The organism is Amycolatopsis sp. NPDC051903, assembly GCF_044452505.1.
In the GTDB taxonomy this organism is placed as follows: Bacteria; Actinomycetota; Actinomycetes; order Mycobacteriales; family Pseudonocardiaceae; genus Amycolatopsis.
In genome coordinates this window covers 547427-572869 of sequence record NZ_JBITBT010000003.1, presented here as the reverse complement: position 1 = coordinate 572869, position 25443 = coordinate 547427, and the positions used below count along the sequence as shown (strand labels likewise).

29 protein-coding genes, 1 tRNA gene and 1 pseudogene are annotated in these 25443 nt (G+C 67.2%); 21 read left to right on the top strand and 10 right to left on the bottom strand.

The window, feature by feature from the left end; all coding sequences use genetic code 11:
- Nucleotides 1–88: 88 nt before the first annotated feature.
- The gene (gene mug, locus ACIA77_RS10320) at nt 89–637 is read right to left on the bottom strand and encodes a G/U mismatch-specific DNA glycosylase (protein ID WP_395885487.1); all 549 of its coding nucleotides are present in this window, start codon (nt 635–637) and stop codon (nt 89–91) included.
- Between the two features lie 28 nt (nt 638–665).
- On the opposite strand from mug, the gene ACIA77_RS10315 reads away from it, so the two are divergent.
- Nucleotides 666–1331, top strand: a complete 666-nt coding sequence (locus tag ACIA77_RS10315; protein WP_395885486.1) for a class I SAM-dependent methyltransferase — start codon at nt 666–668, stop codon at nt 1329–1331.
- 162 nt (nt 1332–1493) lie between these two features.
- Here the strand turns inward: ACIA77_RS10315 and ACIA77_RS10310 are convergent, their stop codons facing one another.
- Together ACIA77_RS10310 and ACIA77_RS10305 are read right to left on the bottom strand one after the other, a co-directional pair.
- Nucleotides 1494–2135 carry a VanZ family protein gene (locus tag ACIA77_RS10310; RefSeq protein WP_395885485.1) on the bottom strand — a complete coding sequence of 214 codons (642 nt, stop codon included), beginning with the start codon at nt 2133–2135 and terminating at the stop codon, nt 1494–1496.
- A 90-nt stretch (nt 2136–2225) separates the two neighbouring features.
- A complete protein-coding gene (locus tag ACIA77_RS10305) occupies nt 2226–2357 on the bottom strand; it encodes a hypothetical protein (protein ID WP_395885484.1) in 132 nt (43 codons plus the stop codon).
- A 214-nt stretch (nt 2358–2571) separates the two neighbouring features.
- On the opposite strand from ACIA77_RS10305, the pseudogene ACIA77_RS10300 reads away from it, so the two are divergent.
- Together ACIA77_RS10300 and ACIA77_RS10295 are read left to right on the top strand one after the other, a co-directional pair.
- Nucleotides 2572–4268, top strand: a pseudogene (locus tag ACIA77_RS10300) (bifunctional metallophosphatase/5'-nucleotidase).
- An 80-nt stretch (nt 4269–4348) separates the two neighbouring features.
- On the top strand, nt 4349–4672 hold the full coding sequence (locus ACIA77_RS10295; protein WP_395885483.1) for an MmcQ/YjbR family DNA-binding protein: 324 nt from the start codon (nt 4349–4351) through the stop codon (nt 4670–4672).
- Nucleotides 4673–6158: 1486 nt separating this feature from the next.
- Here ACIA77_RS10295 and ACIA77_RS10290 read toward each other — a convergent pair.
- Together ACIA77_RS10290 and ACIA77_RS10285 are read right to left on the bottom strand one after the other, a co-directional pair.
- A complete protein-coding gene (locus ACIA77_RS10290) occupies nt 6159–6689 on the bottom strand; it encodes a GNAT family N-acetyltransferase (protein WP_395885482.1) in 531 nt (176 codons plus the stop codon).
- 4 nt (nt 6690–6693) lie between these two features.
- Nucleotides 6694–7071 (bottom strand): nitroreductase family deazaflavin-dependent oxidoreductase, encoded by a 378-nt coding sequence (locus ACIA77_RS10285; protein ID WP_395885481.1) that lies wholly within the window; start codon nt 7069–7071, stop codon nt 6694–6696.
- 116 nt (nt 7072–7187) lie between these two features.
- Between ACIA77_RS10285 and ACIA77_RS10280 the strand changes: the two genes are divergently transcribed.
- From ACIA77_RS10280 to ACIA77_RS10260, 5 genes are all read left to right on the top strand, one after another.
- Complete coding sequence (locus ACIA77_RS10280) at nt 7188–7838, top strand: hypothetical protein (RefSeq protein ID WP_395885480.1); 651 nt, start codon at nt 7188–7190, stop codon at nt 7836–7838.
- Between the two features lie 100 nt (nt 7839–7938).
- Entirely contained in the window at nt 7939–8286 is a 348-nt protein-coding gene (locus ACIA77_RS10275; RefSeq protein WP_395885479.1) for a YciI family protein, read from the top strand.
- Nucleotides 8283–9476 (top strand): RNA polymerase sigma factor, encoded by a 1194-nt coding sequence (locus ACIA77_RS10270; protein ID WP_395885478.1) that lies wholly within the window; start codon nt 8283–8285, stop codon nt 9474–9476. The genes ACIA77_RS10275 and ACIA77_RS10270 overlap by 4 nt, the downstream gene beginning before the upstream one ends.
- Nucleotides 9477–9589: 113 nt before the next feature.
- Nucleotides 9590–9982, top strand: coding sequence for a nuclear transport factor 2 family protein (locus ACIA77_RS10265; protein WP_395885477.1), 393 nt, complete (start codon nt 9590–9592; stop codon nt 9980–9982).
- Between the two features lie 5 nt (nt 9983–9987).
- Nucleotides 9988–10293, top strand: a complete 306-nt coding sequence (locus tag ACIA77_RS10260; RefSeq protein WP_395885476.1) for a hypothetical protein — start codon at nt 9988–9990, stop codon at nt 10291–10293.
- Nucleotides 10294–10297: 4 nt separating this feature from the next.
- Here the strand turns inward: ACIA77_RS10260 and ACIA77_RS10255 are convergent, their stop codons facing one another.
- From ACIA77_RS10255 to ACIA77_RS10240, 4 genes are all read right to left on the bottom strand, one after another.
- Entirely contained in the window at nt 10298–10579 is a 282-nt protein-coding gene (locus ACIA77_RS10255; RefSeq protein ID WP_395885475.1) for a hypothetical protein, read from the bottom strand.
- 2425 nt (nt 10580–13004) lie between these two features.
- Complete coding sequence (locus ACIA77_RS10250; protein ID WP_395885474.1) at nt 13005–14111, bottom strand: serine/threonine-protein kinase; 1107 nt, start codon at nt 14109–14111, stop codon at nt 13005–13007.
- Nucleotides 14108–14572, bottom strand: a complete 465-nt coding sequence (locus tag ACIA77_RS10245; RefSeq protein ID WP_395885473.1) for a hypothetical protein — start codon at nt 14570–14572, stop codon at nt 14108–14110. Before ACIA77_RS10245 ends, ACIA77_RS10250 begins: the two co-directional genes overlap by 4 nt.
- Before the next feature lie 17 nt (nt 14573–14589).
- Entirely contained in the window at nt 14590–14724 is a 135-nt protein-coding gene (locus ACIA77_RS10240; RefSeq protein WP_395885472.1) for a hypothetical protein, read from the bottom strand.
- Between the two features lie 58 nt (nt 14725–14782).
- Here ACIA77_RS10240 and ACIA77_RS10235 point away from each other — a divergent pair, with 58 nt between their 5' ends.
- The 11 genes from ACIA77_RS10235 to ACIA77_RS10185 all read left to right on the top strand — a co-directional run bounded on the left by ACIA77_RS10235 (nt 14783) and on the right by ACIA77_RS10185 (nt 23262).
- The gene (locus ACIA77_RS10235) at nt 14783–16021 is read left to right on the top strand and encodes a helix-turn-helix domain-containing protein (RefSeq protein ID WP_395885471.1); all 1239 of its coding nucleotides are present in this window, start codon (nt 14783–14785) and stop codon (nt 16019–16021) included.
- A gap of 4 nt (nt 16022–16025) precedes the next feature.
- A complete protein-coding gene (locus ACIA77_RS10230; RefSeq protein ID WP_395885469.1) occupies nt 16026–16586 on the top strand; it encodes a flavoprotein in 561 nt (186 codons plus the stop codon).
- 113 nt (nt 16587–16699) lie between these two features.
- Nucleotides 16700–16972 (top strand): hypothetical protein, encoded by a 273-nt coding sequence (locus tag ACIA77_RS10225; protein ID WP_395885468.1) that lies wholly within the window; start codon nt 16700–16702, stop codon nt 16970–16972.
- A gap of 39 nt (nt 16973–17011) precedes the next feature.
- Nucleotides 17012–17473, top strand: a complete 462-nt coding sequence (locus tag ACIA77_RS10220) for a hypothetical protein (RefSeq protein WP_395885467.1) — start codon at nt 17012–17014, stop codon at nt 17471–17473.
- Entirely contained in the window at nt 17470–17757 is a 288-nt protein-coding gene (locus ACIA77_RS10215) for a hypothetical protein (RefSeq protein ID WP_395885466.1), read from the top strand. Before ACIA77_RS10220 ends, ACIA77_RS10215 begins: the two co-directional genes overlap by 4 nt.
- Nucleotides 17750–17989 (top strand): AMED_5909 family protein, encoded by a 240-nt coding sequence (locus ACIA77_RS10210; RefSeq protein WP_395885465.1) that lies wholly within the window; start codon nt 17750–17752, stop codon nt 17987–17989. The genes ACIA77_RS10215 and ACIA77_RS10210 overlap by 8 nt, the downstream gene beginning before the upstream one ends.
- Before the next feature lie 333 nt (nt 17990–18322).
- Nucleotides 18323–19888: an FtsK/SpoIIIE domain-containing protein gene (locus ACIA77_RS10205; protein ID WP_395885464.1), complete on the top strand. Its 1566-nt coding sequence runs from the start codon at nt 18323–18325 to the stop codon at nt 19886–19888.
- The gene (locus ACIA77_RS10200) at nt 19885–20271 is read left to right on the top strand and encodes a hypothetical protein (RefSeq protein ID WP_395885463.1); all 387 of its coding nucleotides are present in this window, start codon (nt 19885–19887) and stop codon (nt 20269–20271) included. The genes ACIA77_RS10205 and ACIA77_RS10200 overlap by 4 nt, the downstream gene beginning before the upstream one ends.
- Nucleotides 20271–21866, top strand: coding sequence for a replication initiator (locus tag ACIA77_RS10195; RefSeq protein WP_395885642.1), 1596 nt, complete (start codon nt 20271–20273; stop codon nt 21864–21866). Before ACIA77_RS10200 ends, ACIA77_RS10195 begins: the two co-directional genes overlap by 1 nt.
- An 18-nt stretch (nt 21867–21884) precedes the next feature.
- Nucleotides 21885–22103, top strand: a complete 219-nt coding sequence (locus ACIA77_RS10190) for an excisionase family DNA-binding protein (protein WP_395885462.1) — start codon at nt 21885–21887, stop codon at nt 22101–22103.
- Between the two features lies 1 nt (nt 22104).
- Nucleotides 22105–23262, top strand: coding sequence for a tyrosine-type recombinase/integrase (locus ACIA77_RS10185; protein WP_395885461.1), 1158 nt, complete (start codon nt 22105–22107; stop codon nt 23260–23262).
- A gap of 95 nt (nt 23263–23357) precedes the next feature.
- Here ACIA77_RS10185 and ACIA77_RS10180 read toward each other — a convergent pair.
- Nucleotides 23358–23431, bottom strand: a tRNA-Gly gene (locus tag ACIA77_RS10180).
- Between the two features lie 114 nt (nt 23432–23545).
- On the opposite strand from ACIA77_RS10180, the gene ACIA77_RS10175 reads away from it, so the two are divergent.
- Nucleotides 23546–24766 carry an oxygenase MpaB family protein gene (locus tag ACIA77_RS10175; RefSeq protein WP_395885460.1) on the top strand — a complete coding sequence of 407 codons (1221 nt, stop codon included), beginning with the start codon at nt 23546–23548 and terminating at the stop codon, nt 24764–24766.
- 22 nt (nt 24767–24788) lie between these two features.
- Entirely contained in the window at nt 24789–25370 is a 582-nt protein-coding gene (gene dcd, locus ACIA77_RS10170; protein ID WP_395885459.1) for a dCTP deaminase, read from the top strand.
- The last annotated feature ends 73 nt before the right edge of the window (nt 25371–25443 follow it).

Genomic DNA, 25443 nt, shown 5'->3' with positions numbered 1-25443 from the left:
AAAATGCGCTTGATCAGTGGGTTTTTGGCCCTATGCAGGCAACGCCGTTCGTCCGTTAGCTACTGAGGGTGTACCCGAAAGTTGGCCGCTACGTGACAAGCTGTGCACGGAGCGCTGCGAACGCCTCAGCCAGGCCGGCGGGCGTCCAGTGGGCGTTGAGGCCGCTCGGGTTGGGCAGCACCCAGACGCCGGTCTCGCCGATCTCGCGGGATTGGCGCCCGACGACGGCGTGCTTGTCCCCGAACGCCGTCCGGTAGGCCGTGATGCCGAGGATCGCGAGCCACCGCGGTTTCGCTTCCAGCACCTTCTCGGCGAGGAGCTTGCCGCCCGCGCGCAGTTCGTCGCCGGTGAGTTCGTCGGCCCGCGCCGTGGTGCGGGCGACGACGTTGGTGATGCCGAGGCCGAGGTCGAGCAACTCGTGCTGCTCACTCGGGTCCAAGAGGCGCGGGGTGAAGCCCGCGGCGTGCAGCGCGGGCCAGAACCGGTTGCCGGGGCGCGCGAAGTGCAGGCCGAGCGCGCCGGAGTAGAGGCCGGGGTTGATCCCGCAGAACAGCACGTCCAGGCCGGGCTTGAGCACGTCGGGGATGGTCTTGTCCGGCGCGGCCGCGAGCTGGTCCTTGGTGGGTCGGATGGGCATGCACCCAGTTTCCGGCACGCTGTCGGCCATGAGCACCACGCCCGACGGCTGCCCGGTGGACCTGTACGCGCTCCTGCCGGCCGCCGGTGAACCCGAGACCGTCCACGCGGCGGTGCCGCCCGGAGCGTCGATCCTGGAGCTGGGAAGCGGCTGCGGACGCGTCACGCACCCGTTGCTGGCCCTGGGGCATCCCGTGGTCGCTGTGGACGAGTCGGCGGAGATGCTCGAGCTGATCCGCGGCGCCGTGACGGTCCGCGCGCGGATCGGCGACCTGTCGCTCGGGCGCGAGTTCGACGTGGTGCTGCTCGGCAGCCACCTGGTCAACACCACCGATCCCGCGGACCGGCAGGCGCTGCTCGCCGCGGCCCGGCGGCACCTCGCGCCCGGCGGCCGGCTGCTCGTCGAGTGGCACCCGCCGGAGTGGTTCGACCACGTCGCCGCCGGGCCCGGAGGCCGGCTCGGCGAGGTGGCCGTGTCGCTGCACGACGTCGTCCGGGACGGGTCGTTGCTGGCCGCGCGGGTGCGTTACCGGCTCGGCGAACGGGTGTGGCACCAAGAATTCACCTGCCGCCGTCTGACTGTTCCGGACCTGTGCGAGGCGCTGACCTCGGCTGATCTGGAGTTCGCGGAGTGGGTGACCGCTGACCGGGATTGGTTCTCCGCACGCGGGGTAGCGGAGCCGGTACCGATCTAGGTAGCCTGTGTGATCTCTCGCACAACGTCGTAGGGAGGAGCCCGCGTGCAGCTTTGGGTTGTGCTCGCACTGGTGGCCCTCATCCTGGCCGCCGCCGCGCTGATCGTGGTACTGGAAGACCGGCGCGCCGCCCGGCGGGCGGCGCAGCAGCGGAGGGCCCGGCTAGCGCGTCTGGGCGAAGTCGATCCGCTCGCGCCCGGCCGGCTGCGCGTGGATCGCTGAAGGGACGGCGAGCAGCGCGAGCAACAGCGCGCCGAAGATCCAGCCGACCCCCGCGCCGACGGTGTTGTTGATCAGGTCGTCGACGTCGAAGATGCGGTAGGCGAAGGGCGCGGTCCCGAAGTTCGCGGTGAGCTGCGTGATCTCGATGGCCAGTGACACGGTCGCGCCGATGGCCAGCGAGCCGACGAGGCCGCGGCGCCACAGGATCCGCGCGAACACCCCGAGCGGCACGAACAGCAGCACGTTCATCGCGGCCTGCTGGAACGTCTGCGTGGTGAACCAGTGCGCCGCCGAGAGACCGTGCTTCACGAGCTCGGTGTGGATGTCGGCGATCCACTGGAACGGCCGCAGCTGCACCGTCTGCTCGAGCCGCCGCCCGTTCGCGTTCGGCAGCGGCAGGAAGACGACCGCCAGGGCCATGCACGCGTAGAACACGACGGCCGCCGTGGTCACCAGGCCGCGCAGCCGCGGGCGGCCGTAGCGCGCAAGCTGCAGCACGAGCTGCGGGACGAGGATCGTCCCCCACACCGCGAGGAACCCGATGAGCCCGTAGTGCAGGGCCGTGACCTGTGCGTTCGTCATGGCCAGAACGTTATGGATCTCGGGGGTCCCCGGGCTTCGGTCGAAGAGCCCGACGGAGTGGGGCGGGATCGGCCATCTGGCCGAGTCCGCTCAAGCCGATCGGTCGGGCTCGTCGTCGCGCTGCTCGTCCTCGGCCCGCTCGGCGCGCCACGCCGCGAACACCGTGCCGCCCACCAGCACGGCCACGACCGCCAGCACGATCACGACGATCTGCACTTCCATCACGGCTCCCCGGGGTTCGCGCTGGTGATCGCTGCGCGGGCGCCGCGCGTTACGCCGGGCAAGAGTACTGCCCGAAGCGGGCACCGAGCAGGAAACGCCGGGTGACGTTTGCCCATCACCATCCTTTTTCCTCTGGTGAGGACCCTCCTGTTTGGGCAGACTGCACCGCCGTGCGCTCGTTCCAGGGGACAACGGGTGCGAAACCGGAGGAAAAATGAGGCTCTTCACCCGGCTCGCGGTCACCACCGCGGCCGTTCTGGCCACGGCAGCCGCCACGGGCGTGCCGGCGCAAGCGGCGCAAAAAGCCCAGACCACCGACGTCCGGATCATCACGATCAACGACCTGCACGGCAACCTCGAGCCGCCGGCCGGCTCGAGCGGACGCGTGACGCTGGCCGACGGGACCACCGTGGACGCGGGCGGCGCGGCGTACCTCGCGACGCACGTGAAGCAGCTCGAGTCGCAGGTGCGCAACTCGATGGTGCTGTCCGCGGGCGACAACATCGGCGCGTCGCCGGTGATCTCGGCGCTGTTCCACGACGAGCCGACCATGGACTTCCTCAACGAGCTGGGCGTGAAGGCCTCCGTGGTCGGCAACCACGAGTTCGACGAGGGCTACCAGGAACTGCTGCGCATGCAGTTCGGCGGCTGCAACAAGACCGACGGCTGCCAGTTCCACCCGACCTACGGCGGCGCGGACTTCCCGCTCCTCGGGTCCAATGTGTACTTCACGAACGGTCTGCCCGCGCTGCTGCCGTTCTCGATCCAGTTCTCCGGGGGCGTGCCGATCGGGGTCATCGGCGCCACGCTCAAGGACCTGCCCACCGTCGTGACGCCCGAGGCGATCAAGGGCCTCAAGTTCGGCGACGAGGTCCAGGCCATCAACCGCACCGCGAACATCCTCGACCTGCTCGGCGTCAAGGCCCAGGTCGTGCTGCTGCACCAGGGCGACGAGACGCAGCCCGGCGCCGGCCCGAACGACTGCAAGGTCCAGCCGGACGGTGACGCCGCGACGATCGCGAAGAACGTGAGCCCGAAGGTCGACGCGATCTTCACCGGCCACAGCCACCAGCAGTACAACTGCGTGATCAACGACCCGGCGGGCCAGCCGCGTCCGGTGATCCAGGGCGCGTCGTTCGGCCGGCTGCTGTCCGTCGTGGACCTGAAGGTCGACCTTCGCACGCGTGACGTCGTCCGCTCGCAGACCAAGGCGCACAACGAGGTCGTGACCCGCGACGTCACGCCGGACCCGGCCGTCGCCAAGCTCGTCGACGAGGCCAAGACCAAGGCCGGCCCCATCGCCAACCGCCAGGTCGGCACCATCACCGCCGACCTCAAGGCCGCCGGCGCGGCGTCGGGCGAGTCGACGCTCGGCGACGTGATCGCCGACGCCCAGCTCGAGGCCACGAAGTCGAACAACGCGGTCGTCGCCATCACCAACCCGGCGGCATCCGCGCGGACCTCACGTACGCGTCGTCGCCGAACGGCGAAGGCGACGGCGTGGTCACGTACGGCGAGGCGTTCAGCGTGCAGCCGTTCGCGAACATCATGCAGACGATCACGCTCACCGGCGCGAACCTGAAGAACGTGCTGGAGCAGCAGTGGGGCCAGCCGGGCGGCACCAAGATCCTGCAGATCTCGAGCAGCCTGCACTACACGTACTCGGCGTCGGCGCCGGTCGGTTCGCGCATCTCGAACATCACGGTGAACGGCACGCCGGTCGACCCGGCCGCGACGTTCCGCGTGTCGGTGAACAACTTCCTCGCCGCGGGCGGCGACGGGTTCACCGAGTTCACGAAGGGCACGGACCTCGCGGGCGGCCCCGTGGACCTCGACGCGTTCACCGCGTACCTCGGCGCGCACCCGGGCATCGCGCCGCCGCCGGCGGACCGGATCACGGTCGCTTCCTGATCACCGGGGAGCCCCTTCCGTTCCGGAGGGGCTCCCCTTTTTCCAAGCTTTCGCGGTCCTCGTGGCGCACGATGGGACCCATGACTACGTGGGAAGACGTGGTGGCGCTCGCCGCGGAGCTGCCCGAGACCGAGGAGTCCACCTGGTACCGCACGCCCGCCCTGAAGGTCGCGGGCAAGGGCTTCGCCCGCCTCCGCACCGAAGCCGAAGGCGGCCTGGTCCTCTTCTGCGGCCTCGACGAAAAGCAGGCCCTCCTGTCCTCCGGCGACCCGGCCTTCTTCACCACCCCGCATTACGACGGCTACGGCTCCATCCTGGTCGACCTGAACCGGGTGGATCCGGTGCAGCTGAAGGAATTACTGACGGACTCGTGGCGGCGGAAGGCGCCGAAGAAGCTGTTGTGAGATGGCTGGGCGGTTCTTGGGTTGTCCACAGGGGAAGTGAGTTGTGGACAGCTTGGTGGTCCGGCGGCTGCGAGCCCGGTTTTGTCGGACCTCGCCGGTAGACTGGGCATGGGACGCCCCCCAAGGGAGGGCGGGGGCTGTCCGGCAGGGCGGGGGCTGTCCGGCAAGGTCTTTTGGTCTGGCTGCGGTGCGGTGCACGACTCTTGTTGAGCACGTCGCTGTGGAAGCCTCATGATCATTTGAGAGCGCCGCGCCCGCTGAGCAATCGAGCGCGATCCCTGCAGTGTCTGATCGTCTGATCCTGGTCATCGATGCCGATTCCGATCCATGCTGGGCTGCTGACCTGCGAAACTATCTGCCCTGGCAGGACATCCCACCCACAACACGGGGCGCGGCCGCCGCGAATGCCGTACCACCCTGCGTCAGTTCCGCGGCTACTCGGCGATCGGCTTCCCCGCGCCACCCACGAGTTCCTCATCCGGCGCCGCCCCACCCGCTACGCCGGCGGGAAAGCTGCGCCCACGTGGCGCTCGGTCTCACCAGCTGCTACGCCCACCCAGCCCGCATCGGACTCTACGTCCGCGACCACTGGCACATCGAAAAACTCCACCGGGGCGGCGACGTCACCTATTACCGAAGACGCATCCTGCGCCCGCACCGCACCCCGTGTCATGGCCAGCCTGCGCAACCCCTCCACGCGCGCTCCGAGAAGCCAGACACACCAACATCGCAAAGCACTCCGCCACACTGCCCGCGACGCGGAGAAGTCCTCACTCTGCTCCGGATACACCCGTGAACACCACAAAGACCTTGCCGGAACCCTGCCAAGGGAACGCAGGGCTTTCTCGGGCATTGCACTGCGCTCATCATCAGTATCTCGGTGGCCGTCCGGGGCGGCGTTGATCCCGAGTGCGGGCTGACCGGGAGGCGGCCGGTCCGCTCACCCGGCAGACGACCTCAGGCCGTCGGGGCTTGCCTGGGGAGGGTTTGGTCGAGCGGTTCGCAGGTCGCGCGCCAGACCGGGCCGACTGGCGGCGGGTGGTCTGCTGCCGGCTGCACCCGAGGTCCAGACCCAGCGGCTGCTCGCCCGGGGTTTCTTGGTGCGGTGTTTATGGTGGCGCGACGGGTGGCTCCTCTGGTGCCAAGACCCGCGTCCACCCGCGCAAACGGTCGCCCCGGCAACTACTCTTCCGTGCCAGTCTGTACTCCGCGCAGCGGTTTCGAAGCTCGGCACGATCTCGCCCGGACATGTACAACTCCTGAGCACGCAGGAGTTGCAACCACCCCGGAAACCTTCGAAAAGCGTGGCTGTCCACAGGGGAAGCGAGTTGTGGACAGTTTGGCACCGCTGCCCTCGCGACCCCGGTTTTGTCGGACCTCGCCGGTAGACTGGGCATGGGACGCCCCCCAGGGAGGGCGGGGGCTGTCCGGCGGGTGGGGAGGGGTGCAAGGCCAGCCACCACGGGCCGCGGGCCGACGCAGCGGCTCACCAGACGAGTTCGTGTTCCAGCAAGCTCATCAGGTACATGTCGTAGTACTTCCCGTCGCTGCCGCGGAAGCATTCGCGGTGGCGGCCGTCCTCGGTGAAGCCGGCTTTGCGGTAGACGTGGCGCGCGCGGTCGTTCTCGGCGACGACCCAGAGGGCGATCAGGTGCAGGCGCATCACGGCGAAGCCGTAGCGGCACATCAGCCGCAAGGCTTCGGTGCCGTAGCCGCCGTTCCAGTGGTCCTTTTCGCCGATGTAGATGTCCAGTTCGGCGCGACCCACTTCGGGTTGGGCGTCGCGCAGGTCGGTGACGCCGATGAGGCGGCCCGAGGACGTGGATTCGATGCCGAGCACCACGCTCGAGTACGTGTTGACCTCGCGGTTCTCACACCGCTTGCGCACCTGGTCGAGCGACCGCGGGTGCGCGTTGTCCATCCACTGCCCCACCTCCGGGTCGTGGATCCAGCGGTAGAGCGACTCGGCGTCCGACGGCTCCAGCGCGCGCAGCCGCACCAGCTTCCCCGTGAGCAACGGTTCACCCCCGCTTGAGCAGCAGAAAATCCTCCACGCCGACGAGCCCGAGGAACTGACGGACCCCGAACGGCATCGGACGGCGGGACCCATCATGCACCAGCTGTGGATCAACGACCTCGTATTTTCGGCCCCTCGTCAGGAGTTCCGCGCGCCCCGCGGCGAGCACGTTCTTGACCCAGTCGGTGTCCGGCCCGTAGGTCAGCGCCACGACGAAACCGTCGCGGGAGCGGAAGACGTTCAGCGGCGTGCGGAATTCCCGGCCGGACCGGCGGCCGCGGTGGACGAGCATCCCGAACCCGGGCAGCCAGCCGACGAAGGGCCGGGTGACGCGGTTCGTGACGACGCGGTTGAAGCGGGCGAGGCGTTCGGGCAGCACCATGCGCCCGAGCCTAATCCAACGGCTGTGGAATTACGCGTCGAGCGGGTCCACGGCGGCGGAGAAGACCCCGTCTGGTGGGATGTCCGCGGACACCGGCACGACGCGGGGAGAAGATCATGGCGAACGACTGGCCGCTGCGACAGGACCCGGAGTCCCCGGTGATCTTCGCGCGGACGCTGCTTGAAGACCCGGCGCAGCTCGCGTTCGTGGTCCTCGACGATGACGACGACTGGTTCGTCAGCGACGGCGCCGAGTTCGACGAGGACATGAACGTCAACCGCGAGCAGTTCGGCGCGGTGTCGCTGCGGGAAGCGCTCGAGCTGGTGCCGCAGCTGACCTCACTGGCCGGACTGCCCACCGGCATGGCCGCCGACTGGGACCCGGACCGCTCGACGTGGCTGCTGAGCTCCGTCGCGGACTCCGACGACGCCGCCGAGGACCGCCGCATCCGCGACGACCGCATCGCCGCGTGGCAGCACCCGGGCTCGCCCGTCGACGAGGCGCAGCTGTCGACCGGGCTGACCGAGATCGCGACCGGCTCCGACGCGCCGGCGCGCGCGGTCCGCCAGGTCGTGCGCGAGGGAGACGGCACGTGGCTGTTCGTGGGTTTCGAGGTGCCGGAAGCCGAGGACTTCGAGGTCGAGGGCCTGGAGCTGGAGCACGTCGTGCGCCTGTACCCCGACGTCGTGGGCGCGCTGCTGGCCGAGCCCGGCCAGGTCTTCGACCGCGCCGAGCCCGGCGCCGAGTGGGAGCTCGTGGAGGGCTGAGAAATTTTCCGCGGCGGTTGTCCTGGCGCGCGCGGGCCCGTTCGTCCTTAGAGTGTTAGCCGGCGAACGGCGCCGGTCCGGACACCTCCGAGGAGCAGCCATGCCCACCTATGCCGCGCTCATCTACTCCGCCGACGTGGACCCGACGCAGCCCGAGGCCGCCGGGATGATGAAGGACTACAACGAGTTCGGCCAGGCCGCGGCCGCCGTCATCCGCGGCGGACAGGCCCTCTACCCGACGGCGACCGCCACCACCGTCCGCGTGAACGGCGGCAAGGGCGGCGACATCGTCACCAGCGACGGCCCGTACGCCGAGACGAAGGAAGCGCTCACCGGTTTCTACCTCATCGAGTGCCCCGACCTCGACGAGGCCGTGAAGGTCGCCGCAAAGATCCCGGCCGCGTGGGACGGCGCCGTCGAGGTGCGCCCGGTCGTCGAGTTCTCGTGACCCTCGCCGGTGACGCGCTGGCGCGACTGGTCCGGGACGAGGGGACCCGGGTACTGGCCACGCTCGTGCGCGTCACCGGGAGTGTCGACCTGGCCGAAGACGCGGTGCAGGACGCCGTCGTGCGGGCGCTCGAAACGTGGCCCCGCGACGGCGTCCCGGAGCACCCGCGGGCCTGGCTGCTCGTCACCGCGCGGCGGCGAGCCGTCGACGTCGTGCGCCGCGAGGCGAAGCGCGCCGGGAAGGAGGCGGACGCGATGCCGCTCTCCGAAGCCGACCCGCCGCCGTCGGTGATCCGCGACGACCTGCTGCGGCTCGTGTTCACCTGCTGCCACCCGTGCCTGTCGGTGGAGGCGCAGGTCGCGTTGTCGCTGCGGACGCTCGGCGGGTTGTCGACCGCGGAGGTCGCACGCGGGTTGCGCCTGTCCGAGGCGACGGCGGCGAAGCGGCTGACGCGCGCGAAGCAGAAGATCGCGACGGCCGGGATCCCGTACCGCGTGCCGGCGGCTGAGGAGCTGCCGCGGCGGCTCGAGGGCGTCGCCGCGACGGTGTACCTGATCTTCAACGAGGGGTACGCGGGTGTACGCGCGCCTCTCGTCGACGAAGCCGTGCGGCTCGCGCGGATGCTGGCGTCGTTGATGCCGGACGAGCCGACGGTGCTGGGCCTGCTGGCGTTGCTCCTGCTGCACGACGCGCGCCGGTGCACGCGCCTCGCTGACGACGGCCTGCCGGTGCTGCTGGCCGACCAGGACCGTACGCGCTGGGACGCCGCGTTGATCCGCGAAGGCGTCGAACTGGTCGGACGCGCGTTGCGGCGCACGCCTTCGAAGCCCGACCCGTACGTGGTGCAGGCGGCGATCGCGGCGTGCCACGCGCTGGCACCGACGTACGCGGAAACCAACTGGGACGCCGTCATCTCTTGGTACGACGTGCTTTTCACCGTGCGGCCGAGCCCGGTGGTGTCACTGAACCGCGCGGCCGCGATCGCCGAACGTGACGGGGCAGCCGTCGCGCTGCCGCTCGTCGACGCGCTCGACGGCCTGGCGGACTACCCGTGGTGGCACGCGACGCGCGCGGAGTTGTTGCACCGCATGGGAAACCGGGCGGACGCGGTGGCGGCGTGCGCGGCAGCCGAAGCGGCGGGTCTCGGAACAGGGCATGTGGCGCTGTTGCGGCGTCGGGTGGGTGAATAGGGAGAGCTTGACACGTCAGCGAGCGTGCGCGTTCGATGGGAGCACGCCCTGTGGCCCGGTGTCTGTGCCCCGCGCGCAGGGCGCCCACGTTTGTTCACGCAGAGGGGGCCACGATGGCCGAACATCCCAACGCGACACTCGTCCGGCGCGGTTACGAAGCGTTTTCCTCAGGTGACGTCGCGACGCTGACCGAACTCCTCGCCGACGACGCCGTTCAGCACATGCCCGGGCACAACGTGTTCTCGGGCGACCACAAGGGCCGCGCGGCGATCCTCGCCCTGTACGGGGAGCTCGGCTCGCGGTCGAACGGCACGCTCCGTGTTTCGCTGGAAGAGCTCTACGCGAACGACGACCAGGTCATCACCGTCTACCGCTCCACCGGCAAACGCGGCGACAAACACCTCGACACCCGCCACGCCCTCGTCTTCCGTATCCGCGACGGCAAGGCGACCGACCTCCTGGACGTCGCGTCGGACGAGTCCACCGACGACGCGTTTTGGGCGTGATCCCCATGCCGACCCTGATGCTCCTCCGCGTCGCCGGCAACGGTGCCCAGCTGGAAAAAGCCACAGCCGCCGACCCGCGCAACACGCAGTCCATCATCGCCACCGCGAAGGCCCACGGCCTCATCACCCACCAGTTCTGGGCGACCGACACAGAACTCCTCGTCGTCGACACCTGGCCGGACGAGCAGTCCTTCCACGACTTCTTCGCCGAAGCCGGCGAACGCATCGCCGCCGTCATGGCGGCCGCCAGCGTCACCACCGAACCCGAAGTGACTTTCTACCGCAAACTCGACGTGGGCGACGAGGTCTGAGCGTCTACTGTGGATTGAACGCATCCCGGTACTTCTCGTTGACGAGCTCGACCCACTGACGGCTCCAACCACTCGAAACGGCGATCTCTTCGATCGCACCAGTCGGGAGGCAGAGGAACTTGAACCGCTCGACCGCCTCCCGCTCCCCCGCCTCGACCCGGGGCCGGAGACCCTCGAGCTCCTCGACGGCGTCAGCGGTGGTCTCGTAGCTGCTCCAGCTCGTGTCGTGCTCGCCGGCACGCAGGATGGCCAGGACGTCGGTGATCAGATCCGCGAGCCGCGTCATGGCGAGGATTGTCCCGTAGTCGGGGCGGGACAAGAAGAGAGTGGGGGCGTTTTCCTGATTCGGGAAGCGCCCTCACTCCCTTTTCTGCCGGCCGTTGTCACGACCCAGCACAGGGCTGGCGGCTCTGGGTCCGGGGCTGAGGTGCCTACCGCGTTGTGACGTCGTGGCTGCAAGGGGGATGGACAGGCCTTTCCGTCGTAGCGCGGTATCGACGGACGTTGTCCTGTCCGGCCGGCCGGTTGCCACAACGCCTCCGGTCGCGCGTTGCATGGGAGGTCGTCTGAAGTAGGCGTAGCACGGCAAGCGCACGGTCACTGCGCTTGCCCGGGACCAGCACAGCGACAACGCCGGCGACGATGGTGAGCAGGGCAGACGGTCCGTGTCGGAGTAGCAGCGTAATCACCGCGATGGACGCGGGCACGCTGACAAGGGCATACGTAGAGGCGGACATGCCGCGTTCTCCCCTCGTGGGCAAGGAAATACGCGCGCAGGCACATGCCGCGTCGTCCTTGCTGCTAGAAGAAGGAACGCCTGTGCTTCCACAGCCAACCGAGAGCTGTCAGAGCTTGCGATCACTGAGACAAGCGCAGACGACTTGACAAGGACAGTCTGGCACGGCGGCGTCGGCTCGTGACTCCGCCAGTTGGTGGACGCGTGGCACGTTCGCCGGTGGCGCGGAGCACCGCCACGCGTTGGCCCCCGCGCCGAGTTCCACGTGCGGCCGTAGTTGTTGAGGAACCTTGCGCTGCTCGTGAGGCCGGATGCGTCCGAAGATGAAGCGCGGAAATGGAATGCCGACTGGCGTTGCTGGGATGCTGTTGGAACAGCACCTAAAAGGCAGAAGGGTGCTTCCCAAACTCGGGAAACACCCCTTCGAAGCCGCAAAACAATGCAAGAGAGCGGATGACGGGAATCGAACCCGCGTATTCAGCTTGGGAACCAGCCGTTGACGCCTGCAAAGTGCCCCTGACCTGCGGTTGAGCATGTGCGCGGGGTACCTCTGTTGACCGTGGTTGACCGGGGCATGTTGTTGGGATGTTGCTGGGAACTGCCCCAGTGACCTGGGGCTGAGGTGATCTCCTCGCGGCGCGGGTTCACCCCTGCCTGGCCGGGTGGCGCCGGTCAAGGGTTTGCCGGAGGCCGCGTAGCGCCCTTGATCGGTGCCGCTCGGTCTGGCTGCCCTCGGGCGCGCCGTGGGGAGATCACCGGTGTTGGACTTTCGGCTGATCTCCGAAGCGGTGCCGGGTCCAGGGCAGCGCCCTGGCCGCCGGAGGCGAGGTGTCGCAGAGCGACCATCCGGGCTCTGACACACTGGGCAAGGGATGCTCCGTGTCCCCCTCTTATGCCTAACGGAGAGCGAGCGCCTCCCCCCTTCAGTTGGTGTGTACAAGTCACTGAAGGGAATGTTTGAACATGGCTTGGGTAGTGCCGGGGTGCTTGGCTGGCGCCTTCCTGCTGGTTGCGGCTGTTGTGTGGACCGCAGTGTGGAAAGCGAAGGAGCCCAGCGAGGCCGCTATGAAGGTGTTATCGGCGTTCAGCCGGCTGGGGCTGGAGTTGGTGAAGTCGCTGTTCCGCCGCCGGTAAACAGAGGTCGGTGCCCGGCGGCGTGAAGGGCCGCCGGGCTCGGCTTTGTGCAGGTGCCCGCCTGATCGTCATGGCTTGCCTCACTGGCCGTTGTCACGATCCTGCTTCGGGGTAGAGCCTGGCGACCTCTGTACGTAACGCTCGCGGCTCTGAGAGCGACCACGACGTCATGGCTCGTGATGGGGAGGCTCCGACCCTGGCTGTTTGGCGCGTGCGCGACGTCGACGGGCGGCGCTACGTACGCGCCCCACTAGCGACCGCGCCGCCCGGCCGGTGGGCGAAGCGGAGCGGCAGCCCGCCGTGCCGGAGCGGTGGCGGTCGCCCAGGTGAGCGGCTCGGTACCGCACCGGCGTGCCGCCCGCTCGCGGCGCGCCCTTGATCCCATAGAGCCAAGTTCGGCAAGTCAGATTCGTTAAGAAGGCCACTCGCGATCTTGTAACGATCAGCGAACAGGCGCGACTGACGTTATGGTGGTAAGTCGGGTACGCAGAGGTAGGGGTGGCGCTGTGACTGTCCTCGGCATGTCGGACCTGATCGCACTCATGGCTGCCGAAGGTGGCCCGAGGACTTTCGATGCCAGGGATCACACAGCTCTGCATCGAGCACTCGTCTTCCTCGCGGCGTCCGAAGACAACGAGGAACTGCCATCACTCACAGTCACACCCGATCCAGAAGTCGGTCGCCGAGTGGCCGGAGTGACTTCCGCACTGTGGAAGTTGGCTGCGTCGGACGAAATTTGTGTTCTGGACAAGGAAACAAACCCCACATTTGTCCTCGGATGGTCCAGTGACTCACGGCGTAAGTTGTGGGACGAACTGAACTCGGAGACTCGCAGGATTGTTCATTTAGCTGCCCACCTGTGGGCTAGGTCAGAAACAGATTTGAATATTTTTCGCCATTCTTGTGAACCGGTCTCTGTGGAACGAATTCCGAGTGCTGGCATTCCGCGCCAGACTTCAGACTCGCCATTTCTCCACCGTGCACTTACCTCGAACTGACCGATTCTGGGTGGTGCGTTTTCGGGTTTGCGCGCTCGCACCTCGTAGAATCTAAGCTTTCCGGTTTTCTCGTTCCGCTTCTCCCCGGTCCATACGTGGTCGAATTCGTGTTCGCCAGAGTCGCTTAACCGCCAGTTCAAGTGTGGAATTCCCTGCAAAGAACGCTTCGCGGCGGCAGCGCTCTTGGGGCGCATTGATGGGTTGATGTTGACCATTTGACGAATTAGGCGACAAAGAGGCCCAGGCACGTGGACTCCAGGCTCAAAGTACTTCTTTGGCAGCGAACGGGTTCCCTCAGTATTTCGTTTCAAAACTTGGCTTGCATCAATATCCTCATAAGGATACCGGCCATTGAGCATTTCGAGCAGCATCATGCCCACGCCGTAGATCTCGCCAGGAACACCGTAGTGGCCATCACTACATTCTGGCGGTCGATACAGGGCGGTCCCACTTCGCGCTTCAGTCTTACCGTTTTGATCCATCTCGGCAGCACTGCCTAGGTCGCCCAAATACGCAGTCTTCTTGTCTGTGCTGAGAAATACGTTGCTTACCTTCAAATCTCGATGCAAGATTCTCTTTTCGGTATGCAAATAGTCCAAGGCATCGAGGACTTGAGCTGCTATCCTCACCGCCTCGCCCACGCTGAAGTTGTAGCCCTTCATGAGATTACCTTGAACACTACCACCCTCGTAGTATGGCATTATGAAGGTAACGCCGGCGATAGCGACGTTGTCGGGATCCCACTGGGCATCGCTAACTTGAACCAAATGCTTATGTTCAAGTCGATCCAGAAGTCGCGGCTCGGCGTGCGCTACCGCATCAGCTAGTCCGAGCATGCTAATAGTCTTCTGCACGACCTGCTTATCTAGGACCTCGTTGTAAGCAAGATGGACAAGGGCATTATTACCTTCGGGCAGGGTCTGCAGAATTAGGTACGTCGGCTTAGTCAATAGTTCACCGCGGATAACCACTGCTGATCACCGCCAGCAATTCTGGCCGCAAGTGCGGCCAAGCTCCGCTTGCCACGCCAAGAAGCTCCGACGGCTTCCTGAAATCCGTCGGCTATTTCCGCCAGTTTTCCAGAGCGCGAAATTTCAAGCTCTGCCCGTAAGCGAGGCCGCGAAACTCGGCGAAAAGAGATATCGCATTCAGCGGCAGCCAGCAAGATCAACGTCTCCAGAGAGGCGCGATCGACCGCTTTGGCGTACGGCATGCTGTAGTTCGACTCGGGAAGCAGCACCACCACGGCGCTCACCTCGTTGCCTTTTATTATCCGCATAACATCGTCACGCAGTGCAATCAATCGCGGCCCCGGATCGAGCGCGGACGAGAACTTGATTGAAGTCGGCTCAGGGCTGAGACTCGATGTGGCGCCATCGAATATTGCGAGGTACGCAGTGTCGTTAGCCACGTGCACACCCAAAGTCCTCACGACACGCCCACTTTCCAGATTTCGTCGTTCTCACCGTTGTCGGCGGGCTGGCGTACCTCGTTACGACGGTTCGGGCGGTCGAACCGCATGGTTATGAACTTGCGATCTGCACGCACGGAGGCGAACACCACCTAGCGCGTAGCGTACGAGGAGTACGCAGCGTCGCGCAGACGCTGTTAGCCTGGCCTTATGCGTGGTGCGGGGGATCAGCTCAGCATCGGGGAACGGATCGCCTTCTACCGGCGGCGGCGTGGGCTGTCGCAGGCAGTGCTTGCTGACTTGGTGGGCCGTACCGAGGACTGGTTGAGCAAGATCGAGCGCGGTGAGCGGGATATCCGCAGGTTGGATGTCCTCGCCGACCTTGCGCGGGCGCTGCGGGTGACGCTGGGTGACCTGCTCGGTGAGCCGGTGCTATTGGAGGACCAGGAGAAGAACGACGACGTCCCAGCCATCCGCGACGCCCTCATGGCACCCCGGCGGCTGTCGCGGACATTGTTCTCCTCGGCCATGTCGCCCGAGTACATCGACCCGGCGCCGGTCGCGCAGCTGGTGGAAGGCGCCTGGTCGAGCTATCAAAACGGTGAGCTTGGCAGGGTCGTCGCGGCACTACCCGGGTTGATCAAGACGAGTCAGGTCATGGAGGCCGCGTCGGTCGATGATGCGGCTTATAAGCGCGCGTGCGCCGCGGTATCAGCGCGGGTTCATCACCTGGCGGCAACCACGCTGAGCAAGATCGGTGAGGCCGACCTCTCCTGGATTGCCGCCGAACGGGCGATGCAAGCCGCGGACGACGCTGATGACCCGCTGGTCCTGGCCTCCGCCGCCCGCTCGGGCACGCACGCCCTGCTGGCCGTGGGCCGATTCGATGACGCGCTCGAACTCGGCGACGCCGCCGCGAAGTGGCTGGTACCGAGGATGGCCGCCGGTGACCCGGCGGCGCTGAGCCTCTACGGCATGCTCTACCTCCGCACTGCCGTCGCCGCTGCTCGGCACCAGGACCGGTCGACGGCGAATGATCTACTCGCTAACGCCGGACGCGCGGCTGAGCAGCTCGGCGTGGATGGCAACTTCTGGCAGACCGGGTTCGGGCCGGCCAACGTCGAGCTCCACCGGCTCTCGGCTGCCCTGGACCTTGGCGACGTGAGTCAGGTGATCGAGACCGCGCCCCGGGTCAACGTCGATCACCTCCCGGTGGAACGGCAGGTCACGCACCTGATTGACTTCGCGCGGGCGCTGAGCCTGCTGGCGAAGGACGACGACGCGCTTCAGGTGCTGTTGGACGCGGAGACCAAGGCCCCAACGATCGTCCGCCACAACACGATGGTGCGGGAGGTCGTACGGTCGATGTACCGCCGCGCCCCGGCATCGGCGGGCAAGAAGTCCTCGGCGCTGCTGGCGCTGGCTGAGCGCTGCGGCGCGGTGAGGTAGGCGCATGACGTCGCGCGTTCTGGGGCTCGTCGGCTCGGGTGCTGGTGGGGTGGAGGACCTGCTTGCGAAGCTGATCCGCCCTGCTCAGGCGGCCGGTTGGACGGTTGCGGTCACCTTGACCCCGACGGCCGGCCAGTGGCTGGCTGAGTCAGGTGCGCTCGTTGAGATCGAGGAGGCCACGGGCTACCCGGTGCGGGTCGATGCCCGGTCTCCGTCGCAGACCAGCCCACACCCGGCTCCGGACTGCTACCTGGTGACGCCGGCCTCGGCCAACACAGTCGCTAAGCTCTCCCTCGGCATTGCCGACAATCAGGCGTTGACGCAGGTCAACGAGGCGATTGGGACCCGAAACTTGCCGGTCGTGGTCTTCCCTCGGGTGAACGCGGCGCACGCTCGTCAGCCGTTCTGGGACATTCACATCGAGAATCTTCGCCGAGTCGGCGTGCACCTGCTCTACGGCGACGACGTCTGGCCGCTGCACGAGCCGCGCAGCGCCCCAGGCCGGGAACTTCCCTGGTCAGCGATGCTGGATGCCATCGAGAAGGCCGTTCCGGCCGGCCGCTAGCTCTGGTGTGAACCAACCCGGACAGTTTGTCCGGGTGATCTTCCCTGCCCGGGTGTCTCCTGATCTCAGCGCGCCAAACCGGACGCGTTGAAGCCGAGACATCGGGAGAGCACATGGGCATTCACGTGGTGATTCAGCCCCTCGTCGGATACGGCGCCGCCGTCGTGTCACCTTCCCCGGGAGTCCGCCAGTTGGTGGCCGGGGGCGATGAAACCGCGATCATGATCCAGGTACCGGCTCGGATCGGCGGCCTGATGGACACCGCGCGGTTCGCGCGGAGCCTTGCCGTGGCCGCGAACGAGTTCGGTGAGTGGTGCGAGACGCAGCACCGTACACGCACCTACTCCTCTCCTGTCGGCGACCAGTGGGTTGAAGAGCGCGACTGAGCGCAATCCGAGAACGCAAATAAGCAAAGGGATTTCAGTATGGCTATCGACAAGGGACACCGGTTCGGCATCGACTTCGACGACGCATTCCCGCAGGGCTTGGTGATGGTGGGCGAGGTATCGCCGGACAACGAATACCAGTCGCGTGAAGACCGGTCCGCCGGTCGGCCGACGCGTCAGCGCGTCGACGAGGTAACGGGCAAGCGGCAGTGGAAGGTGATGGTCACCGACCCGGCCGAGACGAAGGCGAAGCGTGCTTCGTTCGAGATCACGTTCCTCGCGGACGTGCAGCCAGTGCCGACGACGAGTGAGGTGCTGCCAGGCATGCGCCCGGTGGAGCTGGAGGGGCTGACGGCGGAACCGCGGGTGGCTGGGCAGGGCGAGTTCAAATACCAGTCGTACGCGTTCCGGGCGACGGGCTTCCGCGCCGTTGCCGGTGGCTCCGGCACGAAGACGGCCCGGTCCGCCAGCTCGGGCAGCGAATCGCCGAAGGCTGCGTGAGCTTCGTGAACGTGTCAGATCCGGCGAGGCTGACTCTGCAATGGGTCGTCGGGCCGGATACGGAACTCACCGTGCAGGAGAGCGGCTCTGACCCAAGTCATCCGCCGGTCCTGGTCCTGTCCGGCGCGCCGTGCGTGCTGACGCTGGTACCGCCGGACAACGTCAACGCGTGGTCCGGCTGCGCGGACTTGCTGCGCCAGCTGCGCGACAACGCAGACGACTTGGCAACACTGCTCGACGCTCGTGCATTGGCCTTGGAGACACACGATGAAAACAGTGGCTGAACCGCAGACGCTGCGGGCTGCGCACGACGCAGTGAGCGAACGCCGGCCTGTCCCAACCGCGAACCTGTTGACGTGGCTGGCTTTTCACCAGTCGAACGCGCGCATGTACCGCGCCGTGGCCGACGTGGATCGGTGGCACCACCACGAGGCCATGTATTGGGTCGGATACGAGGAACGGAAAGCGGGTGAGATGTCGGCACGGCTCCAGGCGGAGAAGTCGCAGACCAACTAGTCGCATGTAGACGACCAAAAAGTCAATAGAAGCAACGAAAACCGCACGCTTGGACGTGCGGCGATGAAACGCGTCCTCACTTGAGGTTCGTGATCCGTAAGGCGCAGAAGCGGAACCTGGCTACCAACCTTGCCGCTCCTGCGCTGTCCACAACCAGCGGAAGTGAACAATGACAACGCTAAACGATGGCAAGAACCGTCCGCTAGACGGGGTCACCCAAACGCGGTGCGCGTCCTGCAAGCGATTCGCGAAGCTCCTGCCGGGCGAGACGAAGTGCGCTCCCTGCTTGGCTGCGTTGTCGCTGGACCTCATCGTCCGGCGAGGTGACCGGTGATGCACGTGTCGGCCGGATTTCTCTTGGTCCTGTTGGCCAGCCTCGGACTCGGGGTCTGGGTGCTGCACAAGATTGGCCGTGCATTGGCCACGGTGGCTGAAGCTCTGGCGGCCGCCGCAATCGTATTCGTGGCGCTGTGGTGGCTGTGCAAAGGCGCCTTCTGGCTCGTGGCGCAGGTGTTCAAGCGTTGGCGAACGAGTCTCACCGTCGTCGGTGCCTACCTCTGGGTTGAGCTCCTGGGGTCGGCCTCGCTGGCAGCTACGCTCGGCGGAATCGCTGCCGCGCTTGGCCTATGGCGACTCGTCGATGTGGTCTCATTCGACCAGTGGTGCTGGCGCTTCCTGCGCTCGTGGTGGGCTCGTTGGGCCGTCTATGGTCGCAAGCTCCCGGGCTGGCTGCATGCCTGCGGGCTGTCGGTGCGCGACGAGGCGATGCCGGTGGTGGTGAACGTGAACCTCGTCGGTCGGCGGCGTTCGCTGTCCCGCTCGACGTCGACGCGGGCTGGGGTGAATCTGCCGAAGGTGCTCAAGGTGCGCTCAGGTCCGTCCTGGGATGAGGTGCGGGTCGAGCTCGTGGCCGGCCAGAAGCCGGAGGACTTCGACGAGGCGGCTCGGGCGTTGGCGGTGGCGCGGAAGGTCGCGCGGTGTCAGGTGCGGGAGCTGGAGCCCAACGTGGTGTCGATCGACTTCCAGCGCCGCGACTTGTTGAGCTCGGTGGTGCAGTCGCTCCCGGTACCGGACTTGGTGGCGGCGGAGCGGACGGGCGTGGACTTGCGCAAGGTCTGGTCGGGCCACACCGAGTACGGGAATGACTGGCAGGTTCCGCTGCTGGGCTCCGGAGCGCATTGCCTGACAGCTGGTGCGTCAGGTGCGGGGAAGAACTCGGTGATGTGGTGCCCGCTCGTCTCTGCTGCCTCGGCGATCCGGTCGGGCGTGGTCAGGATGTCGGGTATCGATCCGAAGGGGATGGAGCTGGCGTACGGACGGGGGATCTTCTCGCGCTACGCGGTCACCGGCGCGGAAGCCTTGGAGGTCTTGAACGGACTGGTCGATGAGATGGAGTCGCGGAAGCGGGCCTTCGCCGGGCGGGTGCGGACTATCCCGGTGTCTACGGAGTACCCGTTGGAGCTGCTGGAGTTCGACGAGATCGGTGCGCTGACGAAGTACACCGATCGCAAGACGCGTGACGCGATCGTGGAACGGGTTGCGCTGCTGACTACGCAAGGCCGGGCGTTGGGAATGTCGGTGCGCGGCTACGTGCAGGAGCCGACGAAGGACACGGTGCCGGTGCGGGAGCTGTTCACGCGGCGGGTGTGTCTGCGGGTGACCTCGAAGACGCACGTCGGGATGGTGCTGGGTGACGGCGCCTACGACCGGGGTGCCTGGGCCAACCGTATTGGCGACTCCGAGGCCGGCGTGGGTTACGTGTGGGGCGAGGGCATCCGTGAGCCCCTGCGTGTACGTGCAGGCTGGGTGTCGGACGAGACGGTCAAGGCGCTGGAACACTACGTCACCAACGGCGGGATCGCCGACCTCGGCGCTCGTGGCCAGGGGGTGGCCGCGTGAACCAGTTGATGGTCTTCCTCGACGCCATCCGTGACCACCTCGACCTGCACCAGCTGCCGCCGGTCGCGTCTCTCGACGTCACGGCGTGGTCGCGGCCGATCACAGTGCAGCTCGACGTGGACGGGCTGTCCGACGTCGCCCGCGCTCTGCTGGTGTGGGCGAACACCCTCGACGACGTCACAGCGACCCTGTGGCGAGTTCAGCAGGGCGTGTCGGTGCACCTGTCGATTATCGGGCGGACTCCGTGCGGGATCCCGGTGCGGGTTTTCGGGGCAGTCCCGTTCGACCCGAGCACCTTTCCAGACCTCCCGGCCGGAGCCAAGCAACCGATGGCGGTCTACATGCTGCGGGACTGGATGGCGCCCGGGGAGGTGGCGGCCTGATGCGCGAGACGCGAGCGGAGCGGATGCGGGCGCCGCTGGCTGATGACGTGATCCGGGCGACGGCGGAGAAGCACGGGGTGTGCGTGCGGCCGTTCACGATGGAGGTGGGCGACCAGGACACCGGTGAGATTCGCTATGTCCCGGTGCCGTGCGGGTCCACTGCGGAATCGGTGTGCCTGCCCTGTGCTCGCAAGGCGAAGGCGTTGCGGCAGGTCCAGTGCCGTGAGGGCTGGCACATGACCGAAGAACCCGACCTCACCCCGGACGAACCCACCGGGGACCAGACGGAGCTATTGACCTACCGGGCCGACCTCGTCGCCTCTTATCGGGAGGTCGTCGACCAGGACCCGGCCGAGGCCGAGGAGCTGCGCGAGGAGATTCGGGGTGTGGATGAGGAAGTACGAGCTCTCGGTGTCCGGGGTCGGCTGCCCTCCGTCGAGCTGCCCACTCGGAAGGTGGTGAAGCGTTCGACGAAGCGGCGGCAGGAAGCGCCGAACCTGCCTCGCCGGAAGGTCGCCAAGACCACGGTCGGAAGGGAGTACGCAGGCAAGTTCCGGCCGTCGATGTTCGTCACGCTCACGTGCGACACCTACGGCCCGGTCCGTGGTGATGGCGCCCGGGTCAATCCGACCGCCTATGACTACCGGCGGGCGGCTCGGGATGCGGTGCACTTCTCGGCGTTGGTGGATCGGTGGTGGCAGAACCTTCGCCGAGTAGTCGGCTGGGACGTGCAGTACTTCGCCACGGTCGAGCCGCAGAAGCGGACCGCGCCGCACCTGCACGCGGCCATCCGGGGATCGGTGCCGCACGACGTCATCCGGCAGGTCACCGAAGCCACCTATCACCAGGTCTGGTGGCCGAATCACGACGAGATCGTCTACACGGACCGACCACCGGTCTGGGACGGGCCGGAACGCGGGTTCGTCGACCCCGCCACCCGGCAACCGCTCGTGTCCTGGGATGACGCGGTTGACCAGGTCGATCACCCGGCGCACGTGGTGACCTTCGGGCGGCAGGTGCACTCCAAGGGCATCCTCGGCGGGAGTGAAGAGGCCGGCCGCCACATCGGCTACTTGACGAAGTACCTGACCAAGTCGACCGGGGAAGTGGTGGAGGCTGACACGGCGGCGCTGGCTGATCATCACGACCGGTTGCACGCCGAGTTGGCCATCACCCCGTGCTCGCCTCGGTGCGCGGTTTGGCTTCTCTACGGGATCCAGCCCAAGGGCGCCACCGGCAAGACCACACCCGGGCACTGCAAGGGACGGGCCCACCGGCGAACCACCCTCGGCCTGCCGGGGCGGCGGGTGCTGGTGTCCCGGAAGTGGTCGGGTAAGACGCTCGTGGACCACAAAGCCGACCGGCGCGGGTTCGTCCTCGACGCGCTGGCGGCTGTGGGCATCGAGAAGCCGCAACCGGACCCGGCCCGGCTGGTCTGGCGCAAGGTCGACGCCAGTGACCCGCACGTACCCCCTCGGCCGCACTTGGTCATGCACGCCATCGCCGAACGTATCGCGTGGAAGGCCGAATACGACCGGGCGCTACTGGCGGCGGCCGGACCGCCAGAAACTTCGGCAAGTCAGCAGGCGGCCTGACCAGGAAAGGGGGAATCGATGGAAACCAAGTATCTGACGGTCGACGAAGCGGCCGAATACCTGAACACCGGCGGCCGGTTCGTGCGGCGGTTGATCGCGGAACGACGGATCGCTTTTCACAAGGCTGGCGCGCACGTGCGGCTGGCGGTGGCTGATCTGGAGGAGTTTATGCAGGCGGGGCGGGTCGAGCCGATCACGCGCGGGTCGGTGCTGCGGGATCTCGGAAGGGTGGCCTGAGATGCCGAACAGTAAGGGACGTAAGCGCCGCTTCGGGAGCATCCGCAAGACCAGCCTCGGGGAGCACCAGGCGAGCTACATCGGTCCCGATGGCCGGCGGCACTTCGCTCCGCACCGGTTCAAGCGCGAGCGGGATGCCGACCGCTGGTTGAACAGTGTCGAGGCGGTCATCATCGCCGGTGACTGGACGGACCCTGAGCGCGGCAAGGTGACATTGGGCGAGTATGCGGCGAAGTGGATCGACGAACGGCCGGGGCTGCGACCACGCACGGCCGAGCTGTACCGGTGGTTGCTGCGCAAGCACATCGCTCCTTACATCGGGGACACGGAGTTGCGGCGGCTGTCGGCTCCGGTCATTCGGCAGTGGCGGGCGGAGCGGCTCGCGGCGGGCGTCTCGGCGTCGGTGTTGGCGAAGAGCTATCGGCTGATGCGCGGGATCTTGAACACGGCCGTAGACCCGGACGCGATCATCACCCGCAACCCGTGCAAGGTGCCGGGGGCCGACAAAGAGACGCCGGATGAGCGGCCGTTGATCGGGGTCGCACAGGTCTTCGAGCTGGCGTCGAAGATGCCGGACCGGTGGGCCGCAATGGTTCTGCTCGCGGCCTTCACCTCGCTGCGCTACGGAGAGGTGACCGCGTTACGGCGCTGCGACCTCGCGGAGGATGCCAGCACGGTGCGGGTGACGCGTGCGTTCGTCGACGTCCCGGGCCAAGGGTTGTCGGTCGGGCCGCCCAAGTCGCGGGCGGGTGTGCGGACGGTGACGGTTCCGCACGCGGTCCGGCCGCAGCTTTTGAAGCACCTGGCGCTGTTCGTGAAACCGGATGACGAAGCGCTGCTGTTCACGGGCAAGAAAGGGAACGCGCTGCGCCGGCCGAACTTCGCGCAGCTGTCGAAGTGGACGGAGGTGGTGGCGGACCTGGGAATGAAGGGCTTGCACTTCCATGACCTGAGGCACGCGGGCAATGTGTGGGCCTCCAAAGCGGGCATGTCGACCAAGGACCTGATGGCACGGATGGGCCACGACGACATGCGGGCGGCGCTGATCTACCAGCGGGCGACGGACGAGGCGGGCGAGCGCATCGCCGAGACGATCTCCAAGCTCATCGAAGATCACCGGCGGGAGAAGAAACAGCGCGGAAATGGAGCCACCGACTGATGTTGCTGGCATGTTGTTGGAACGGTCCGTAGAAAGCCAGAAGGGGTGCTTCCCAAATCCGGGAGGCACCCCTTCTGAGCTGCAAGAACAGTTCTTGGAGCGGATGACGGGAATCGAACCCGCGTATTCAGCTTGGGAAGCTGATGTTCTACCATTGAACTACATCCGCAGTGCTCCGCCAGCATACACGGCCGCGTGATCGGGGTGTCCAGTGGGCGCGGGTTGACGGCGCCGGGGCAAGTGACAACACTTGTTGTCCGACGGTCGGTGGTGCCGGAGGTGTGTGGTGGACGACCCTGTGTTGTTCCGGCAGGGCGGGTTTCGGCTGGTGGCCCGGCTGCGGGGCGTCGAGGACCTGCGCGCGGACGAGGGCCAGGTGAGCCGGCTCAGGGAGTTCGCGCAGAGGCAGGACGGGCCGGCCGATCGGCTCGTCGAGTGGCTCGCGCGGGAGCCCGGGAACCGGGAGCGGTTCGAGCGGGCGTTGAGCGGCGAAGCCACCGAAGCCACCACAGCCACCACAGCCACCGACGAGGCGCCTGAGCTGCGGGAATTCATGGCCGTCGTCGAGGCGACGCCGTATTGGGTGGATCGGCGGAGGCTGGAGAAGGGGGCGCGGGCGATCACGCGCGCCGGGTTGCTCGGGTTGTTCCCGCTGGGCGACATGTCGTTGATGGGGGGCTACCTGGCGTCGCGGGCGACGAAGGCGTTGGTGGGGACCGGGGAGATCGAGCGGCGGGCCACGAAGCGGCTCGTGGAGACCGCGGCGTGGTGGATCGACGTGACCACGCCCGGCGCGATGGACCGCCACAGTTCCGGCTTCCGCGCGGCGGTGGACATCCGCGTGGTGCACGCGCACGTCCGGCGCGCGATGAACAGCCGCGAGGACTGGGACTACGAGCGGTGGGACCGGCCGGTCAACCAGGTCCAGACCGCGGGCACGCTGCTGCTCTTCTCGCTCGTCTACGTGTTCGGCACGCAGCTGCTCGGCCTGCGCTACAGCGAGCAGGAGCGCGCCGACATCCTCCACCTCTGGCGCTACATCGGCTGGCTCATGGGCGTCGATGAGGAGCTGCTGCCCGCGGACGAGGACGACGCGTGGCGGCTGCTCTGGCTGCTCGCCGCCACGGAGTTCATCCCCGACGACGACTCGAAGCGGCTCGCCAAGGCGCTGGTGGAGAGCCACGCGGCCATCGGCGAGGGCCGCGGCGCCGCCGGCAAGGTGCTCGCGCACGTGAACGTCCAGGTGCACTCCGCGATCAGCCGCCTGGTGCTGGGCAAGGAGAACGCCGACTTCCTGGAGCTGCCGGACGACCCCGTCGCCCAGGCGGCCGTCGTCGCGGTGGCCGGGGTGAACTTCGCGGCCGAGACGGCGCGGCGGTTCATCCCGGGCGCGACCGCGGTGCAGGAGCTGCTCGGCGGGGTCGGCCGGCGCCGCTACCTCAAGCGGTTGCACGAGGTGTTCAAGCTCGACACGACGTTGCGGCAGCACGTGCGCGCCGCGTGAGTCCTGCCGTTAGGCTTCGTCCGTGCTGCTCAGTGACCGTGACCTCCGCAAAGAGCTCGACGCCGCCCGGCTCGGCATCGACCCCTTCGACCCCGCCATGGTCCAGCCGTCGAGCATCGACGTGCGCCTCGACCGGTTCTTCCGGGTGTTCGACAACAGCAAGTACACGCACATCGACCCGCAGTTGCAGCAGGACGAGCTGACCTCCCTCGTCGAGAAGGAGGGCGACGAGCCGTTCGTGCTGCACCCGGGCGAGTTCGTGCTCGGCTCCACGTTCGAGCTGGTCACGCTCGCCGACGACCTCGCGGGCCGCCTCGAGGGCAAGTCCTCGCTCGGCCGCTTGGGGCTGCTCACGCACTCCACGGCCGGCTTCATCGACCCCGGCTTCTCCGGCCACATCACGCTCGAGCTGTCGAACGTCGCGAACCTGCCGATCACGCTCTGGCCGGGCATGAAGATCGGCCAGCTGTGCATCTTCCGCCTGTCGAGCTCGGCGGAGTTCCCGTACGGCTCGAAGGAGGCCGGCTCCCGCTACCAGGGCCAGCGCGGCCCCACGCCCAGCCGCGCGTACAAGAACTTCCACCGGGTCGACACCTGGCGCTGACCGTCACCCACAGGTCCCACCGGTCGCTCTCTGGAGTGAAGCCCGGCCACGGCCGGGTGCGAAAAGGCGTTCC